General features: G+C 41.8%; 15 protein-coding genes. 5 read left to right on the top strand and 10 right to left on the bottom strand.

The window, feature by feature from the left end; genetic code table 11:
• The first annotated feature begins 212 nt into the window (after window positions 1-212).
• Together PAENI_RS01475 and PAENI_RS01470 are read left to right on the top strand one after the other, a co-directional pair.
• A complete protein-coding gene (locus PAENI_RS01475) occupies window positions 213-1,991 on the top strand; it encodes a sensor histidine kinase (protein ID WP_262495471.1) in 1,779 nt (592 codons plus the stop codon).
• 30 nt (window positions 1,992-2,021) lie between these two features.
• A complete protein-coding gene (locus PAENI_RS01470; RefSeq protein WP_149644010.1) occupies window positions 2,022-3,632 on the top strand; it encodes a response regulator in 1,611 nt (536 codons plus the stop codon).
• Between the two features lie 132 nt (window positions 3,633-3,764).
• Here PAENI_RS01470 and PAENI_RS01465 read toward each other — a convergent pair whose 3' ends face one another.
• From PAENI_RS01465 to PAENI_RS01445, 5 genes are all read right to left on the bottom strand, one after another.
• On the bottom strand, window positions 3,765-4,247 hold the full coding sequence (locus PAENI_RS01465) for a DinB family protein (RefSeq protein WP_149644009.1): 483 nt from the start codon (window positions 4,245-4,247) through the stop codon (window positions 3,765-3,767).
• A gap of 190 nt (window positions 4,248-4,437) precedes the next feature.
• Entirely contained in the window at window positions 4,438-5,085 is a 648-nt protein-coding gene (locus PAENI_RS01460; RefSeq protein ID WP_262495470.1) for a sugar O-acetyltransferase, read from the bottom strand.
• Between the two features lie 12 nt (window positions 5,086-5,097).
• A complete protein-coding gene (locus PAENI_RS01455; RefSeq protein ID WP_042186963.1) occupies window positions 5,098-5,481 on the bottom strand; it encodes a VOC family protein in 384 nt (127 codons plus the stop codon).
• A 28-nt stretch (window positions 5,482-5,509) separates the two neighbouring features.
• Window positions 5,510-6,862 carry an MATE family efflux transporter gene (locus PAENI_RS01450; RefSeq protein WP_149644007.1) on the bottom strand — a complete coding sequence of 451 codons (1,353 nt, stop codon included), beginning with the start codon at window positions 6,860-6,862 and terminating at the stop codon, window positions 5,510-5,512.
• A complete protein-coding gene (locus PAENI_RS01445; protein WP_042186958.1) occupies window positions 6,859-7,479 on the bottom strand; it encodes a DapH/DapD/GlmU-related protein in 621 nt (206 codons plus the stop codon). Before PAENI_RS01445 ends, PAENI_RS01450 begins: the two co-directional genes overlap by 4 nt.
• A 141-nt stretch (window positions 7,480-7,620) precedes the next feature.
• Between PAENI_RS01445 and PAENI_RS01440 the strand changes: the two genes are divergently transcribed.
• A complete protein-coding gene (locus PAENI_RS01440) occupies window positions 7,621-8,517 on the top strand; it encodes an AraC family transcriptional regulator (protein WP_149644006.1) in 897 nt (298 codons plus the stop codon).
• Between the two features lie 146 nt (window positions 8,518-8,663).
• Here PAENI_RS01440 and PAENI_RS01435 read toward each other — a convergent pair whose 3' ends face one another.
• On the bottom strand, window positions 8,664-9,575 hold the full coding sequence (locus PAENI_RS01435) for a DsbA family oxidoreductase (protein WP_149644005.1): 912 nt from the start codon (window positions 9,573-9,575) through the stop codon (window positions 8,664-8,666).
• Window positions 9,576-9,727: 152 nt separating this feature from the next.
• Here PAENI_RS01435 and PAENI_RS01430 point away from each other — a divergent pair, with 152 nt between their 5' ends.
• Window positions 9,728-10,066 (top strand): winged helix-turn-helix transcriptional regulator, encoded by a 339-nt coding sequence (locus tag PAENI_RS01430; protein WP_149644004.1) that lies wholly within the window; start codon window positions 9,728-9,730, stop codon window positions 10,064-10,066.
• Between the two features lie 15 nt (window positions 10,067-10,081).
• On the opposite strand, the gene PAENI_RS01425 is transcribed toward PAENI_RS01430, so the two are convergent.
• Together PAENI_RS01425 and PAENI_RS01420 are read right to left on the bottom strand one after the other, a co-directional pair.
• Window positions 10,082-12,070, bottom strand: coding sequence for an elongation factor G (locus PAENI_RS01425; protein ID WP_149644003.1), 1,989 nt, complete (start codon window positions 12,068-12,070; stop codon window positions 10,082-10,084).
• Between the two features lie 360 nt (window positions 12,071-12,430).
• The gene (locus PAENI_RS01420; protein ID WP_262495469.1) at window positions 12,431-13,390 is read right to left on the bottom strand and encodes a methylenetetrahydrofolate reductase; all 960 of its coding nucleotides are present in this window, start codon (window positions 13,388-13,390) and stop codon (window positions 12,431-12,433) included.
• Between the two features lie 267 nt (window positions 13,391-13,657).
• Here PAENI_RS01420 and PAENI_RS01415 point away from each other — a divergent pair, with 267 nt between their 5' ends.
• Window positions 13,658-14,056, top strand: a complete 399-nt coding sequence (locus PAENI_RS01415) for a cytidine deaminase (protein WP_094875058.1) — start codon at window positions 13,658-13,660, stop codon at window positions 14,054-14,056.
• A 134-nt stretch (window positions 14,057-14,190) separates the two neighbouring features.
• Here the strand turns inward: PAENI_RS01415 and PAENI_RS01410 are convergent, their stop codons facing one another.
• Both PAENI_RS01410 and PAENI_RS01405 read right to left on the bottom strand, forming a co-directional pair.
• Window positions 14,191-14,565, bottom strand: a complete 375-nt coding sequence (locus PAENI_RS01410; RefSeq protein ID WP_149644002.1) for a hypothetical protein — start codon at window positions 14,563-14,565, stop codon at window positions 14,191-14,193.
• A gap of 199 nt (window positions 14,566-14,764) precedes the next feature.
• Entirely contained in the window at window positions 14,765-17,395 is a 2,631-nt protein-coding gene (locus PAENI_RS01405) for an adenosylcobalamin-dependent ribonucleoside-diphosphate reductase (protein ID WP_149644001.1), read from the bottom strand.
• Between the last annotated feature and the right edge of the window lie 36 nt (window positions 17,396-17,431).

The raw sequence follows: 17,431 nt of genomic DNA, 5'->3' as shown, positions 1-17,431 counted from the left end.
TCGCTTCAAACCTGTAAAATCCTATTTAAAACATGTAAATTTCTCAGCTCCTCTGCCTTCCACTGTATGGAATCACAGGAATATGCTATGGTGTTAATATGGATATCGGTAAACTAGTTAAGCATATTATAAATAGAAGATTAACTTTGAACATGCATTAATTGAAAGATATTTTTGAAACCGCTTTATATTTTCCTGCATTTTGTAGAGGAGTGTTCAATACGGTAAGAAAATCAACCATTAAGAGCCGCATTATTCTGATCATGACCCTCTTTGCGCTACTAATCGCCGCTCTGCTATCCTTTTTCAGCTATGAATTGATTACCTATTATCAGCGTAAAACAACCATCCAGGCGACTGAGTTCAACCTGCAGCTAGTTTCCCATATTATTGAACAAGATTTGATTAATCTCTCCTCATTAGCGATGACCAATAGCACCAACTCGTCCACCAATACATTACTCACTGATTATTTTGTATCTCCGAAGGCAAGCGCCAAGGATGCTGTTAATGTATTTAACTCCATGCAGGAGGACTTTCGGATCAATCGCTCCAATAGCTATGTCCGCCGCTTGATTGTTACGGGTAACAACGGAAAGTTCCTGCAGGTGGATAATTCCGTCAGCACTTCAATTCCACTTACTGTACACAATATCGGTCAAATTCCCGGACTAAATAAAGATGCTGTGGAGCAGTGGGAACAAGTAATTAAGGACCCGCTCTCCACCACGAACGGAATTCCTTTTGTTCTACCTATTTACGGAGATGGGGCTGCTCGGATTGGAACGGTCTACTTACTCGCCAATACTTCCTTAATTACCGACAAGTTGAAGGGGTATTCCCTGCCTAAGAACTCCCGAATGCTGTTGACGCTCGGCAATCATCATTATCAGCTCATTGGCGATAAAGTAACTGCAATGACTACGCCTTATGAACCTGTGGCCTATACCGATGATAAGCCTGTCGGTCCACAAACCGAGCTGTCCATGATCAAGCTGGAGGATGAAGAAAGCCAAATTGTGGTCTCTTATCCCGTTCGTAGTGGAGTGATTCTGTCGCAGACCTTATCCAATGATCAATTCGCCCCCAAAGCAAATATATGGATTCTGGTAATGCTTGGCGTTTGTTTACTAGTCATCGTCTTAAGCGGCATTATTACTTTGTACTTAACCCGTAACATCAGTCTCCCGGTAGAGAAATTAAAGAAGCGAATTGATAAGATTGCCCAGGGCAACTTCTTGCTGGACCGCAATATCGAATGGAACAGTGAACTAGGTGATGTTGGTCGGGGTATCAACCGCCTTTCACAGGACATTGTTGCGCTCATGGATAGCCGGCTCGCTGACGAGAAGCAGAAACAGGAGCTAGAGTACAGGATGCTGCAAAGTCAGATCAATCCCCACTTCTTGTACAACACACTGAATTCGATCAAATGGATGGCTACGATTCAGAATGCTACCGGCATTGCAGAAATGACTACTTCACTCTCCAGACTGCTGCGGAGCATCGCCAAAGACAACCGGAGACTAATGCCACTGAAAGATGAGTTAAGCCTGCTCGATGACTATTTTCTGATTCAGAAATACCGGTATGGCAGTACAGTCTCGATGGTGAAGGAAATTGAAGATGAGGAACTGCTCTCCGGCCTGATTCCCCGTTTCACGTTACAACCTCTGGTTGAGAATGCTATCTTCCATGGCATCGAGCCCAAAGGTAGAGGAGATATTCTCATCACGGTGAAAAAAAGCGGCTTTGCCGATATCCTGGTCACGATTGAAGACAACGGTGTAGGCATAAAGGAAGAACAAATCTCCACCATTCTGTGTGATTCGGAGGATGGAACTAGGGGAGTTTTCGAGAACGTTGGACTCCATAGTGTAAATGAGCGTTTACGGCTAGCCTTTGGGGAGAATTACGGTCTTTCGATTGAGAGTGAAATGGGCCAGTATACTCTAATGAAAATCCTTCTACCATTTATACAAAAAGAGTAGAATGGCAAATCTAGCAAGGATGTGGTCAAATTGATTAAATTATTAATTGCCGACGACGAAGCTCTTGTCTGTATCGGCTTGCAGTCTATGCTGAAATGGGAGCAATATAATATAGAGATTGTCGGTATCGCGCACAACGGTGCTCAAGAAGAAGAGATGATTGACACTCTCCGCCCGGACATCGTAATCAGCGATATCAAAATGCCAATTAAGAGCGGTTTAGAGGTTGCCGCTTCGATTCGCCAAAAATATGGTCGACTTCCGCTATTCATTATGTTGACTAGTTATGAAGAATTTCAATACGCACGCGCAGCTATAGAGGTGCAGGCCACGGATTATCTAGTAAAGCTGGAACTCACTCCGGAAGCACTGGCCGAATCCATCCGAAAGGCTATTTCCTTTCTAGAGAGTTACCAGACGATGGAAAGCTACCCAAAGCTTGTTCACCGTGGCAACCTTCAGGCGCAGCGTGATAAATTCTTCATTCGTCTGTTCAATAACCTGTTCGAGAATAAGAACCAGTATCTCCTGCAGAAAGAGGATTTGGCGTTAGAGTTTTCCGAGCCCGCCTACCTAGTCTGTACTTGCCGCATTCTGGGCCCAGACACTGTTCCTCCCCGTGGAGATAAGCTGGTTGCCTTATGCTCAAGCACTGTGCAAATGGCAAAGGACACGCTTACTTCTATACAACCCTGTTATGTAACCAGTCTTGACTTACGTAATTTCGCCGTTGCTCTACCTGTCCCCGAAGTCGATCCCCGTCACTGGATGTCTGACATTGAGAAGCAACTTACCGACATGGCATCCGTATTACATAACTATTTCAATGTAACGATTATTGGTGCCATAGGGTTTGCCGTCGAGGACCCTTATTTAATGCGGGAGAGCTACCTAGCAGCTCGAAAGGCATTGCCAGTTGCCGTGCAAGAACGGTCTTTTGTTTTCTTCGATGAGAATGAACCTCTAGAGCAGGAACATCCGTTGTTTGATTTCTCTGAATCTCGTTCGGAGATCCGCCGTGCTTTTGAAGAACTAGATACCCTTGCTTTATACACCATCATCTCCAAAATGATTGAAATCTTCGAAGACCGACCTGACTTACTGGTGCCCGCCACCGATGCTGCCTGCAATATTCTGTATATGGCCACTTCGCTTCTTGCGGATGGAGAAAACATTGTAGAGCATATCTTCGAAAATGAGCCGGAAGGATACCGGGCCATCTATCAGATGCATACGATTGAAGAGATCGCCGGCTGGTTGATTCAGTTCCGTGATGGCTGCTCGGAAATTCTCTCTACTCGAAGACAAAGCTATAAAGAACAAATCGTCAAAAATGTCCAGGAATACATCAAAAGAAATCTCGGCACTAAGCTTTCACTGAATCAAGTAGCAGATGTCTTCAATTTCAGTCCAAACTATTTAAGCCATCTGTTCTCCAAAGTCGCTAAGGTCAATTATGTAGAATATATCACGGAAACTAAAATCACTGTGGCCAAGGAAATGATGATGCGCGGTGAAGGTCGTATTTACGAAATTTCCCAAAAACTCGGTTATGAAAGTGCCTTCTATTTCAGTAAGGTCTTCAAGAAAGTGACGGGGATTTCACCCAGAGAATATATGCAACAAATTGAAGCAGGCTGATAGTGATCGCCGGCCCCTCCAAAAAGCAACAGCATTCTTTAGCAATAATAGTGACACTCCGTCCGACAACAAAAAATCTCGTTTCCAAGACAAATGTCTAGGAAACGAGATTTTTATCGTAAACACAAGTAACTATTTCATTTGAGCTTGTTCTTCTCTAGTAGGACCAATTACGCCAGGTACACGAAGACCTGCTTGACGTAAGAGAACAGTCATTTGACCACGATGATGTGTCTGGTGATCTATAAGCGATCTAAGCATTGCACCACGAGGCATTAATCCAGCAAAGGTCTGTACACTCTCAACCATTTGCTCGTCCGTTAATTTCTCAACCTCAGAAGCAATATTAGCCGCGATATTCTTATAAGCGTCAACAATCACAGCCGCATGAGCCGGAACTTCCTTCGGATTGCCTACTGGAGTAAGTGTTAACCCTACCTGACCACCAAAAAACATTGGACAGGTTGCCAAGTGCCAACCTAACCATCCTAATGAATTGTGACCTTCAACAATTACCTGATCTAATTTGTCATCGGTAAGTGATTCAAGAACGCGAATTGTCCCTGCAGAAGCGCTTGTCCATTCTCCTAGAAAATCTTGAACTGTTCTGTACATCTGAAATCCCCTTTATTAGTCGTTAAGCAACGATTACTTAGTCATACCAATTAAATTATAACCTGTCACATGACCTGTTACAAATAGTCTAAAGGACCAGCATATTTTTCACTTAACTTGAGGGGACTTTCTGAGTATTACTGATTTTCGCATAATAAAATCTGGTTTATGGTTTTGGGATGTTACATTTCTACTCGATTAAATCGCAATCTGAAAGTATTTCCGGTTTATGGCGCATGCTATCCTGATTGGTTATTTTACGGATTACTTTACACGGCACACCTGCAGCAAAAGAATTTTCTGGGATGTCCTGAGTCACGACACTACCTGCACCTATTACGCATCGATCACCAATCGTAACACCTCCACATACCGTTACATTTGCTGAGAGCCAAACATCGTTACCAATGCTAACAGGCTTAGCATAACATAAAGACGCAGCATCACCATTTTGATCAAGCATTTGTCTACGCTCGGAGGCAACGAATGGGTGAATAGGCGTAACGATTGTTACATTAGGTCCAAAGCTCACATGATCACCTATCGTAACCTGTGCATCATCCTGGACTGTAAGGTTATAGTTTCCAAAAAAGTGATCACCAATTTTTGTATGAACACCATAATGAAAAAAAATGGGTCCCTGGATAAAAGAATGCTCCCCTATGCTGTCAAGTAACTGTGACAATATCGCTTCCCGCTCCTCTGTCTGATCCTCAAATGTTCGGCTATATTGACTACTCAAATTGTGGGCGAGAAGCTTTTTACGCTTTAGTTCTGTGTTACCTGGATTGTATAATATCCCTTTGAATATTCGTTCTTCTTCTGTCAAATTGTTCACCTCTTTTAGTTTTTAGACAGTAAGTTCAATTTGAATGTTTTCTGGCCCTAAAATACTGCTTTCATAATATCCGTCACCTGTGGTCCGTGGTCCACTTAACGTTCTAAATCCCGCTTCTGCCAATTGCTTGGTTAGCAGATCGACTTGTTCCTTACTGCCTAAGCTGAAAGCTAAATGAGTTAAGCCCGTCCGCAAGAGATCATGAACTCCTTCTACCATATCCGGTCTGCTCATAATCTCCAATCTCGCGCCACCCTCAAACGTGAGAAAATAGGTTCTTAATCCCGTTTTGGGATTATGGTATTGTCGATTTGACTTCGCATTAAAGAATTGACTATAAAATTGTCTGCAGCTTTCTAAATCTTGTACATACATAGCAATATGTTCAATTTTCATAAAAATCTCCTTTCCGTCACTACATGTATTAGTTTTGAACATAATTCCTCGTAATATCGTTAAGCCATTTAAATTTAAAATAACGCATTAAGGCAATCGGGGCTTTAATAACCTCGTCTAAATTGATGATAATAAATATCGTTAGAGGGGAGAGATGCCACACAAATGCACTCATGTATCCTAATGGTAATATGATGCCCCACATTACAATCGTGTCACACCAAAAGCCAAATCTAGAATCTCCTCCAGCAACAAATATTCCTCCAATCGTCGTGGAGTTTATCGATTTCGGAATACAACAATAAGCACAGACAAGAAGCATTCCACTCAAATATATTTGTGCTTGATCATCCAAATTGACAAGTAGAAACACTATAGGCTTCAGTAATAGCAAAGTAATACCTGCAACGATGCCAAACAAGATAGCATATACATTTAATATTTTCCCAGCTCTTTTAGCCATTTCAATTTCGCCATTGCCTAGATATTTGCCAACAAGTACGGAGCCACCACTTGCAATACCTCCACATAATACAATAACCAGATTCTTAACGACCGAGGCAACTGAATTTGCAGCGACCATATCTGCATTGACATGTCCAATAATTGCAGATGTCACAGTTAATGCGCATCCCCAAACAATATAATTTCCTTGGACGGGTAGTGTATACCTCAAAAAATCCTTAATCAAATTACGCTGAACCATGTCACGTAAAGGTAACCTAAACTTTATATTTGATTTGATCGAGTGGATGATACAGCAACCAAATTCAACGATACGTGCCAAAACTGTAGAGAAAGCAACTGCCACTACAGCCTTTTCTGAATTACCCGGATAAAGTATGAAAATACTTATTACATTCAAGAGAATGTTCAATATAAGGCACATAGAACTGATCCAGGCACTCACACGGGCATTTTCCATGCTTCTAATGACACTAAAGTACATTTGGGATATTCCGCTTATCAGATAGGAGAACGAGATCACTCGCAAGAAACTCGATCCATATTGAATTAACTCGACGTCAGTTGTGAAAAACCTCATTAATTGATCCGGCATTAACAGCGATATCCCAAAAAAGATAGCGGATATAATAATAGACATCGTACATCCGATACTAAAGACTCGTTCAATTGTCATTAAATCTTTCTTTCCCCAATACTGAGCAGTCAAAATACCTACTCCTGCAGCCAATCCCATATAAAACAGTGTTAAAACAAATGTAATTTGCCCAGCCAACGATACAGCAGACATTGTAGACTGGTTTATAAAACCTAACATGAATATATCTATTGTCACGGCTAACGATGAAATGAGGTTTTGTAAAGCAATCGGAATGACCAAATTAAGCAATTGACGATTGAAATGCTTATCTCTCATCTCAAGCGTGCTTCTTCATCCAGATCTTCCTTAGTGATCTCTTTGTCTTTGTAATAGTATTTTTGGTCGTGTTCATTAATGGTGCGCATCACCCTGCATGGATTACCAACAGCAATAGAGTTAGCCGGAATATCTTTTGTTACAACACTGCCGGCACCAATAACGGTATTTTCTCCAATTGTGACCCCTGGACAAATTGTAACATTCGCCCCGATCCAACAATTGTTCTCAATTTTCACCGGATCAGCATACATATATCCTCTGTAATCTGGATGGATTGGATGTCCCACTGTAGCAATCGTTACAGATGGACCGAACATAACATTTTTTCCGATAATAATTTTAGTGTCGTCAACAAAATTACAATTAAAATTAATGTACGTTCCATCTCCAATCTCAATATTCGTACCATAGCAAAAGTAAAAGGGCGGCTCGATCCACACCTTTGTTTCTTTACCAAATATCTCTTGCATGAGTTGTGTACGTTTTTCTAGATTATCTGGCGCTGTTATATTAAAGGCATGCATTCTTCTTTTTGCCTGTAGTCTGTCTTCAGGCAGTCCTTCACAGTAATCAGTAAATAGTTTACCGGAGGCAATACGTTCTCTCATCGTCATATTTCTGGCTCCTTATAATATCTTTTGGATTTTGTATTATTGTCGTGCAATATCAAAATTGTATAATTTCTGAGTAGTCCTATCCACCGAAATCAAATATAATTCTATTAAAATCGTATTTTGTTTGAGGGAGATGTGATTGTGAGTGCAGAGCTGGAAGTATTCTCTGATTTATCGGAAGAACTAAATTATAATCTTCCTGATTTTCCACTATACGTACGAAAAGGAGCACTTAATCATTTCGATAAATATGCAGCAGCATGCCATTGGCATCCGGACTTGGAATTTATTTTAGTGCTAGATGGGGAGATGGAGTATTTTGTAAACGGAGAAATTGTACTGATTGAACGAGGTAACGGAATATTCGTTAATAGCAAGCGTATGCATTATGGTTTCTCCACCAATAAATTGGATTGTACATTCATTGTCGTTGCTGTTCATCCTTCACTACTCGGAATAAACACACATGTAGGCAAAGTATATTGGGATGAGAAATTCGGTTCTAATACTGAGGACTATATTATGATTACTTCGCAAAGCACGTGGGGAAAGGAAATCCTGCATTCCTTACATCGGATTTATGAAGAAATGAACAGCACTCCTTGCAAGCCACTACGTCTTCTTTCACTGGCTACTTCACTTTGTGCAGACGTCGGAGATCATATACAGAGGATTCCTGGGCAGATAAATGATGACCAGTCATGGATTGCCGTTTGGAAAATGACAGGATTTATTCATCATCATTTTGACCTTAGAGTAACCCTGAATGACATCGCTACCGCTGGGTCTGTTTGCAGGAGCAGATGTTGCGAGTTGTTTGGCACATACATCGGCCAAACGCCTAATACTTATCTGGTGCGATATCGTATCCAAAAGAGCTCTGACATGCTGGTAGGAACTAATCGATCGATTAGTGAAATTGCGATGAACTGCGGATTTCAAAGTGCGAGCTATTTTTCATCAGTTTTTCGTAATGAGACTGGATTGACGCCTCAGAATTACCGAAAGAAATCTCGAACACCTTCCCATTCAAATTAGCTTGTTGACGGGTGCTTCCCAAGATCATTCCGATATTTAATTTATCATTTCCCATTATTTTCTCCTCTATTTGGTTTATCAAAGCGAATGCCAAAGAAGCCAATAAGTCCAAAGATATCTTGGGTTATTGGCTTCTTTCATTATAATTAAGATACAACGTATGATTCACCTAAAACACGCTTAATACTGTATGACCCCTCTATCATTTCCGTGGCTATAAATGACTCCATATCACTAGATTCAATATCATACAACACTTCAATTTCCTTGGAGAACAGAATGTTTCCTTCCTTGATAAGTTCAGAGAGAGGTGGAACATTTTCAGCTTTTACATCTCCATTGTAAACTTGTTGAAGTCCGTCGACATAGGCTTCTAATGATCGTGCCCCCACAATTTTAACACCTTTATTTTCTTCATTCACCAAGATAATGGTTGGAAATCCACGTACACCAAGTCTGCCTGCTAACTCAAAATCCTGCTCTAACAAATCTTGTGCCGATCCAAGAGCAGCATCCGCCACTATTTCTTCGCCATTTAGCCCAATGTTGTTGACTATATCAACTAATGTTTTCTCCTCTCCAATATTCTGATTGAAGGCGAATACAGCTTCTCTTGCCTGACGCAAAAACTCATTTTCTTTACCCGGATATATATTTTGTATAACCTTGTATACTCTAGATGGCGGGTACGAAGAAAGAATCGGATTGTTTTTCCACAAAGAACCATCGATAGGCATACGTGAATGTAAACCGACTTCTCTCCAATGCTCCGCAACATCTGAAGGCTGTTGAATGCCATTGGAGACATCTGCAAAACCATGCCAGCTAGAAAGCAAACCACCCATAATCGTCTTCACGTTAAAATATTGACTATACTGCAGAATAAAACGATTGAGTACCGGCTCAAGCGCCCAACAGTGGGAACAGATCGGATCAGTTGCATAGTAAAGTGTGATTTTGGGGGACTGTAGATTAAAGTCGATTATTTCCATTTGCTCTTCATCCCCTGGCCCACAGACACCGGTTTTAAGGTCACACATCATATTTGAATTATTCATATATAAATCACCTTTCGCTGGAGAATCAAAGAAAGTGCCCTCTTGTAGAAGTTCTTTGTATGGGAGTATTATAATACCAATACAAATTCAAACAAGTACGTTTATTTTTAATACTAAGTATCTTTAATAATACTATTGGACAGGAGTTATGTATGAAATACGAATTTAGACTTGATCAATTATGTCCTGCAACCTTCGCATTCCATGTAATCAGCGGAAAGTGGAACCTCCCGATCCTAGCCATTCTTAGTGAGAACGACAACATACGCTATAACGAGTTAAAAAGAAGACTGCATGGAATAACAGGGACTACCTTAACCAACTCACTGAGGGATCTTATAGAATATGGAATCATTCATCGGGAGCAGTATAACGAAGTGCCACCAAGAGTTGAGTATTCTCTAACTTCATCTGGAAAAGAATTAGTGCCTTTAATTGAATCCGTTGTTGAATGGGGACAAAGAAATATTAGGGTGAAGGGTAATTCCTAGACTGCTTTCTCACTCCTATTCCTGAATCTCCAAATGCATATACGAAGGCGCTTCATCCCAAGGAACGCTATATCCCGCTCCCTTTGCACAGAACATAGAGCTGGAGGTGTACTCAGGATCAGCGCTGCGGTCGTATCCAATCCTTGCGATGACCTGTTCTGGGTTATGACATGGCTGATAACCGCCTAACTTCATCGAGATTGCTCCCTTGCCCTTCGTGAATGAGGCAAGCTCTACTGCATAATGCATGAACGTTGCGACAGGCGCACGTCCCTGAATAAACATCGATTCACCTAGCATTTCTGGCGGGTCAAATTCACCATGGGCCAGCTGTATATCAGACATTACGCGTCCGATAAGCTCTGCATCGACTTTGATTTTGAATTGATAATAGGGTTCCAGTAGAATCTTGTTCGCTTGCTCCAATCCCTGCCGCAGTGCCCGCAGTGTCGCCTCCCGAAAGTCACCGCCATGAGTGTGCTTCTGATGCGCTGCCCCGGTTAAGAGCGTTATATACAGATCGGTGACGGGAGAGCCGGTAAGAACTCCACGATGGTCCTTTTCAAGTAAATGCTGACCGACGAGATGCTGATACCCTGTGCTGAGCTGCTCAACATGGCATGTACTGCGATATGTAATTCCCTCACCACGTTTCGCAGGCGCAAGCCGGAGATGCACCTCTGCATAATGCTTAAGAGGTTCGAAATGCCCACAACCAATCACAATGTCTGCGATCGTCTCTTTGTATAATATCTCTGGCTTGGAGAACGATACCTTGAGTTGGAAGCGGTCTAACACCACCTGCTGAAGTACCTCTAGCTGGATCATTCCCATCACATGAACATGAATCTCCTCCAGCTTGTCCTCCCATGTCACTTGCAGCGTAGGGTCTTCGGCTTGCAGGATCATGAAATAGCGTAGCACTTCTCTGGATGATATCCCCAAATTGAATACAACTTTGGATTTCAACGCTGACACAAGACGGGATTCTACTTGATCTGAATGATTACCTATACCCAGTCCAATGGCTGCATCGGTTAGGCCCGTAACGGCAACAAGCTGTCCCGCGGAGGCCTCATCGCATGAAGTATATTTCCCCCCATGATAGATACGAATAGAAGTGATTTTCTGGCTTAACTCCTCATGTTCTGAAGTGCTATAGCAGAGATCCTCCCGTACCCGTAACTTTCCAGCTAATATCTTCATAAAAGTCAGTCGCGTGCCTTGCAGCTCATGACGCACCTTATATACTCGTGCCCTGAACACTGCGTTTACTTCATAAGTCGATTCCATTAGTAGTTGCATCGTCTGCATCCATTCCGCAATCCCCTGATCCAATAGAGCTGCTCCACTCATAACGGGAAAAACCACCCGTTCTTTAACCATTTGTTTCAGCGTAGCCAATACCTGCCCAGGATAAATGTTGTCTTCGAGATATGCCTCCATCAAGGTTTCATCTCGCTCAGCAACGGCTGCAATGACCTCTTCAGGCAGCATGCTCTGATCTAGACCTTTTGCCAAATACAACATATCCGGCGAAAATTGCTGCCTTAATGCTTTTAGCACACGCTGGACGTCAGCACCGGTACGATCTATTTTGTTAATAAATATAAAAGTGGGTATGCCATATTCCTGTAGCAATTGCCAGACCGTCTCGGTATGCCCTTCAATGCCCTCCACAGCACTTAAGATGACTACCGCATAATCCATGACCTGTAAAGCGCGCTCCATCTCAGCTGAAAAATCGACATGCCCCGGTGTGTCAATGAGCTGATACGATTGTTCGTTATATTTCATCACCGCCTGGTCAGCAAAAATCGTTATCCCCCGCGCCCGCTCCATCTCATGACTATCCAAAAAGGCATCCTGATGATCGACTCTCCCCCGAGTCTTAATTCCGGAAGCATGGTATAGGAGCTGCTCTGCGAAGGTGGTTTTGCCGGCATCAACATGTGCTAGCAGTCCGATGGTGATTGGTGATGCTTCTGACAGTTTACAATACATATTTCTACCATCCATTCAGTCAATCTGTTATATAAGAATCGTAGCCGAAATCTAGTAGCTTGTACAGAATCTCTCACCACCGACAGCATGCGGTAACGCCCGAAGATCCCATATTATCCAATGACATAACCACCCTCGATGAAGGATTTAGCTACAATAATGCAAGAAAGATACTAGACAAGCTATTGAGATGATGATTATGTCCCTATTAACTTATAAAAAAACCGGTAACCCTTAACAGAAAGGATTACCGGCTCAATGAATAGTTAATTTTTGTGGTTTTTCATTTTAAACGAGAATTCACTGTTATAAAATTCAATGCGATAACGTTAATATTTCTAATCTCCTTAAAACAATTAATCATCTACTCTCTAGACTCAACAGCTTTTTATCTAGAAATGCCTTTACATCTTTAGCAAGCTGAATGGATGCTTCAATTTCCAACTTAGTTGTTGAAACACTTTCAATGCTGCATCCAATTGGAATTCCCTTCTCCAGCCCGAACTCAAATAGTTCTTCAAATATTTTTTGAGATAGCTGAATTGATTTATCCAAAATGTCGTTCGAGTATTTCAACTCGTTTTCTAACCATCCCGGGATACTGATCCCCAACCATTTCATAAAATGTAATGTTTTCGCTGTGCCACATGGTGCAAGATTAAATAAAATAGGAACCATTTCAAAACCCTTATTTGTATAATAATAATATAAATCAGACAATAAATTCTTTGACGCCTCTACATTATAAGTTGCCTGAGTGATAAAAAAGTTGCATCCATTGTTAATCTTTTCGACAACCCGTATATGCTCATCATTCTTTTTTATATGTCTTTCAGGAATGACAACTCCTCCAAAATTCAAATTACTATTTAACTGTTTGCTTAGCTTATAAGCATCTGGTAAATTCAATTTCACCTCTTGCTTACTTGATGAAGCGCCCACATACACGGAAAATCTGTCTTCACTTTCGTCAGTCTTAATCCAATCCGCGAACGAAGCTCTTGTATCATTACCGACGCACCGATAAATTATTTTCGGGACCTCCACTTGTCTTAGATATTTATCACCATAGACAGCCGGATCAATCGTTGGTAAATATGGGTAAGGTCTTTCATGATCAACTCTTTCTGCTTCCTCCTGAACGTCGTAAAGAATTAAAGCATCTAAATCAACGTTTTTAAGTCTTTCAACCTGTTTCTGTGCAATTTCTGATATCTTTTCTGGTGAATGGCTTGCCTTCGGTGGTGTCATCCCATATGTTAAAATACCAGGTTTCTTGCTCAATATTTTTTGTTTAAATGTACTCTCTGCCGCTCCCAAAATAAAAAACTCCTCTACACGTCTCTTTTAAGTTAAGGCTACCATGGCAGGCTTAATATGTATAACTTATATTTACTATATCTAGTTATATTTTAAAGCTATGATTCCCTATTGGTACTTATCGAGTAGTACATCATGGAGGCGGAACTTCTAGATTTTAATGTTGACAACCATTTGGTCTGACTATAATATTAGAAGTCCTGCCAACCTTAAAGTTGGCGATAAGGGGACCGAAAGGTTCATTCTTATTTAAAAAGGGTGAGTATTATGAATAAAGAAGAATTAATGGAAAGCGCACGTAACACAAAGAAAGCTGCTTATGCCCCTTATTCTAAATTTCCAGTTGGAGCAGCCTTATTACTTAAAGATGGAAATATTATTAATGGAGTAAATGTAGAAAATGTATCTTTTGGTGCCACTAACTGTGCAGAGAGAACAGCAATCTTCACAGCTATTACAAAGGGCTATACTAAAGGTGATTTTCAGGCTATAGCTGTAGCAGGTGACACAATGGATTTTCTGCCGCCATGCAGTATCTGCAGACAAGTATTATCGGAATTCTGTTTGCCCGACATGCCTGTCTATTTAACCAATGAGAAAAAAGAAATCTTAGAGCTGAGTTTAAGGGATTTATTGCCTTACGCATTCAAAAATTTAGATATGTAAAAATAATACCTACCATAGTGGAATATCAAAAACACGCGTACCTGTGTTAGACAAGTACGCGTGTTTTTGTGTTTAAAAGCTTAGTCAGAACACAGAGTTCACAGACCAAACACACCGCGCAAATACGTTGTGACTTACCAAATCGCAATTCCAACCTTATCTTTTTCTTTAAGTACTACCTTTATCATTTCCAAAGCATTTCTTACCCTAAATTCAATAAATTCTTTATCATAGTCTGTATGTAGTTCTATAGTATCTAAATTATCAAGCAAAATAAGGAATTCACTTTCCAGTTTTTCTATTCCTTCATCAAATGCAAAAATATTCGTATTCTTTAAAGAATATATTAACTCACATCCGAGTTCACTAATTAAATCATTTCCCCAGAGAGTTTTTCTGCATGATTCGAAACCAAACAAATTATTATGTGGTGCGGGTACCTGCTCCTCCAAAAAATTAGTATCTACAATTATACTTCCCTTTTGAATTACACTAATTATCAAACTCATATAGTTAAAACCTCTCAATGATTATCTATAATTTTTGATTCTTTTTTCTTTTGTTTCTTATAACATCATCAATAAATAAAAAAACAAGCGATCCATTGAGATAAAAGGTTAACACTTCCTCTCGATGATCGCTTGCTTTTAGTAGCTATGCATAGTCACATTTCTAGTTTTCCCATAAAACATTTATTGGCTCTACCGTTTACCCGCAGCGACTATACCCGCAATTGCCACAAGTCTTACAGCCCTCAATATTAATCAGCGAGGCGCTGCCGCAGGAGGGGCAAAGGTCACGGGAAGCCGTAGCGTGGTTATGCCCATGATGACCACCGTGTCCATCTTCCGTAGCCGACGGAACACTCGCTTTCAACTCCGCATTTAAAGCTTCATTGAAATCTTCTAGCTCCAAAGTTGCTGCAATCGGTGCAGGCAAATGATCATCATGAGCGTTATTCAGTACATGAGTCTCCAATGCCTTAGCTACAGCATCTGCAATGGATTCTACTCGATTCGCACCGAAGCCGATTGCACCTGATCCGCCGATACCTTTCAGATGTTTGATCAACAATTCTACCTTCTCACCATGATCTCCATAACGGAGGAACAAGGAGCAGACACGACCGAGTGCTTCTGCCATCGCAAAGACATCAGAACCTGCTTTACCTACATTCAGGAAGATTTCTGCCGGTGTGCCATCTAGATCATTGATCGTAATATACGCCATACCAAAAGGTGTGTTGATTTTATAGGTTGCGCCGCGCAGAACCTGCGGACGTTTCTTGTATTGTTTATCCAGCTCTTTAGTAGGAGCTTGAGGTGCTGGGCTTGCCGCTACAACATTTGCTTCAGGAGTCGTTGCAACTTCAACTGCTGGAGCTACCTCTTCTACTGCATCTTCCTTCTTCGAGGTTTGCAGAACTTGCACATCACGGCTACCATCACGGTAGATCGTAACCCCTTTACAGCCCAGATCGAAGGCCATTTCATATAGCTCAGCCGTCTCTTCTACTGTGAAGTCAGATGGACAGTTTGCAGTTTTGGAAATCGAGCTATCAACCCAGCGTTGAATCGCTGCTTGCGCACGAATATGATCCTTAGCTGACAAATCCATCGAAGTCACGAAATAGTCTGGCAGCTCTTCACCTGGATGAGCTTCAAGCCATTCTTGGGCGATTGGAACGAACTGCTCATCGTAGCCAAGGCGACTTTGACGGAAATATTTAAAGGCGAAATAAGGCTCAATACCTGTCGAGGTGCCTACCATTGTACCTGTGCTACCTGTAGGTGCTTGTGTTATCACTGTAACGTTACGCATGCCATGTTTACGAATCGCTTCACCAACCTCTGGATACGTTTCGAGCATATTTTTCATAAAACCGCTCATTAAATATTTCTCTGTGTCAAAAGCTAGGAAGGATCCCTTCTCACCAGCAATCTCTGCAGAAGCAAGGTATGCTTCACGAGCCATAAAGCCGTAAAGCTTGTCCAGAAACGCCAAAGATTCCGGGCTACCGTAACGGATGTTCAATTTGATCATCAGCTCAGCAAGACCCATCGTTCCGAGACCCACACGGCGTTCGTTTTTCTGATTCGCTTCATTTTCCGGGAAATGATAAGGCGTCTTATCAATGACATTGTCCAAGAAACGTACGGAATAACGCGTCGTAGTCGCGAGATCTTCCCAGTCTACATCATGATTCTTCTCATCGTAGAATTTGGACAGGTTCACAGCAGACAAATTGCAGACTCCCCAGCCTGGCAGTCCTTGCTCCCCACATGGGTTCGTACAAATGATCGGATTAAAATACCAGCTGTTGGACATCTGATTGTAGTATTCCATGAACACAACGCCTGGCTCAGCGGATTTCCAAGCGGATTCAATAATGGTGCGCCACACATCACGCGCTTTAACCGTGCGATAATGAATAACGTTTTTGCCCGCAGCCTTCCACTTGTCTAGATCGCCATCCCACACATCGTTGTACTCTGGATCTGTAGTATCCGGAAATACGAGATCCCAATCCAGATTTTCTTTTACAGCCTTCATAAAGCTATTGCTCACACATACCGAAAGGTTCGCATTCGTAACTTGACCCATCGTTTGCTTTACGGTAATGAAGTCCTCCACATCTGGATGCCAGTCATTAATCATGAGCATAAGTGCACCACGACGGCTACCGCCTTGTTCAATTAATCCAGTGGTATAGCTAAACAGACCGCCCCAAGATACAGAACCACTGGAAGAACCATTAACACCTCTCACAATTGCCCGGCGTGGTCGTAGAGAGGATAGGTTAATCCCTACACCGCCGCCACGAGCCATAATTTCTGTCATTTCAGCCAACGTTTGCATAATGCCGCCACGGCTATCTTTTGGAGAAGGAATTACATAACAGTTGAACAGGGTTAGTTCTTCACTAGCGCCTGCACCAGCAGCAATTCGTCCACCCGGGACGAGCTTCCAATCATCCAGAATCGAACGGAATTTACCCGCCCATTCTTCTTGAAGCTCAGGCGTCTTCTCCACAGAAGCCATAGCTGTAGACAGACGATCCCACATTTCCTCTGGTGTTTTTTCTATATTAAGCGTCAGCTTTTCAACATCTGATTTCACAAGTTCGCCGCTGCGCGTCTTCACGGTTACGATTCTGCCGTTACGTTCTACGATCTCTCCGACTTCCTTCGTGGGAAACTTCGGATCATCTTTTGTTAGAACGAGTACAACATCGCCCACTTTAGCATTATTGCTGTCGGCATCCTTCCAAGCATAACGATCCAAAAATATTTTTTCACTTAGCCCTTCAAGGCGTTGCTTACGTTCCACTTTACCCAATAGAAAAACCTCCCGCAATGTAGTAAATATTAGTTC

This window comes from Paenibacillus sp. B2(2019) (assembly GCF_008370385.1).
Lineage (GTDB): Bacteria > Bacillota > Bacilli > Paenibacillales > Paenibacillaceae > Paenibacillus_AQ.
This window is presented reverse-complemented; position numbering and strand designations above follow the sequence as displayed.

Bases quoted from the DNA above. Each gene is read 5' to 3' on its own strand.
- PAENI_RS01465 (WP_149644009.1), bottom strand. From the start codon at position 4,247: ATGTACAGAACAGTTCAAGATTTTCTAGGAGAATGGACAAGCGCTTCT.
- PAENI_RS01455 (WP_042186963.1), bottom strand. From the start codon at position 5,481: ATGAAAATTGAACATATTGCTATGTATGTACAAGATTTAGAAAGCTGC.
- PAENI_RS01450 (WP_149644007.1), bottom strand. From the start codon at position 6,862: ATGAGAGATAAGCATTTCAATCGTCAATTGCTTAATTTGGTCATTCCG.
- PAENI_RS01445 (WP_042186958.1), bottom strand. From the start codon at position 7,479: ATGACGATGAGAGAACGTATTGCCTCCGGTAAACTATTTACTGATTAC.
- PAENI_RS01435 (WP_149644005.1), bottom strand. From the start codon at position 9,575: ATGAATAATTCAAATATGATGTGTGACCTTAAAACCGGTGTCTGTGGG.
- PAENI_RS01430 (WP_149644004.1), top strand. From the start codon at position 9,728: ATGAAATACGAATTTAGACTTGATCAATTATGTCCTGCAACCTTCGCA.
- PAENI_RS01425 (WP_149644003.1), bottom strand. From the start codon at position 12,070: ATGTATTGTAAACTGTCAGAAGCATCACCAATCACCATCGGACTGCTA.
- PAENI_RS01415 (WP_094875058.1), top strand. From the start codon at position 13,658: ATGAATAAAGAAGAATTAATGGAAAGCGCACGTAACACAAAGAAAGCT.
- PAENI_RS01410 (WP_149644002.1), bottom strand. From the start codon at position 14,565: ATGAGTTTGATAATTAGTGTAATTCAAAAGGGAAGTATAATTGTAGAT.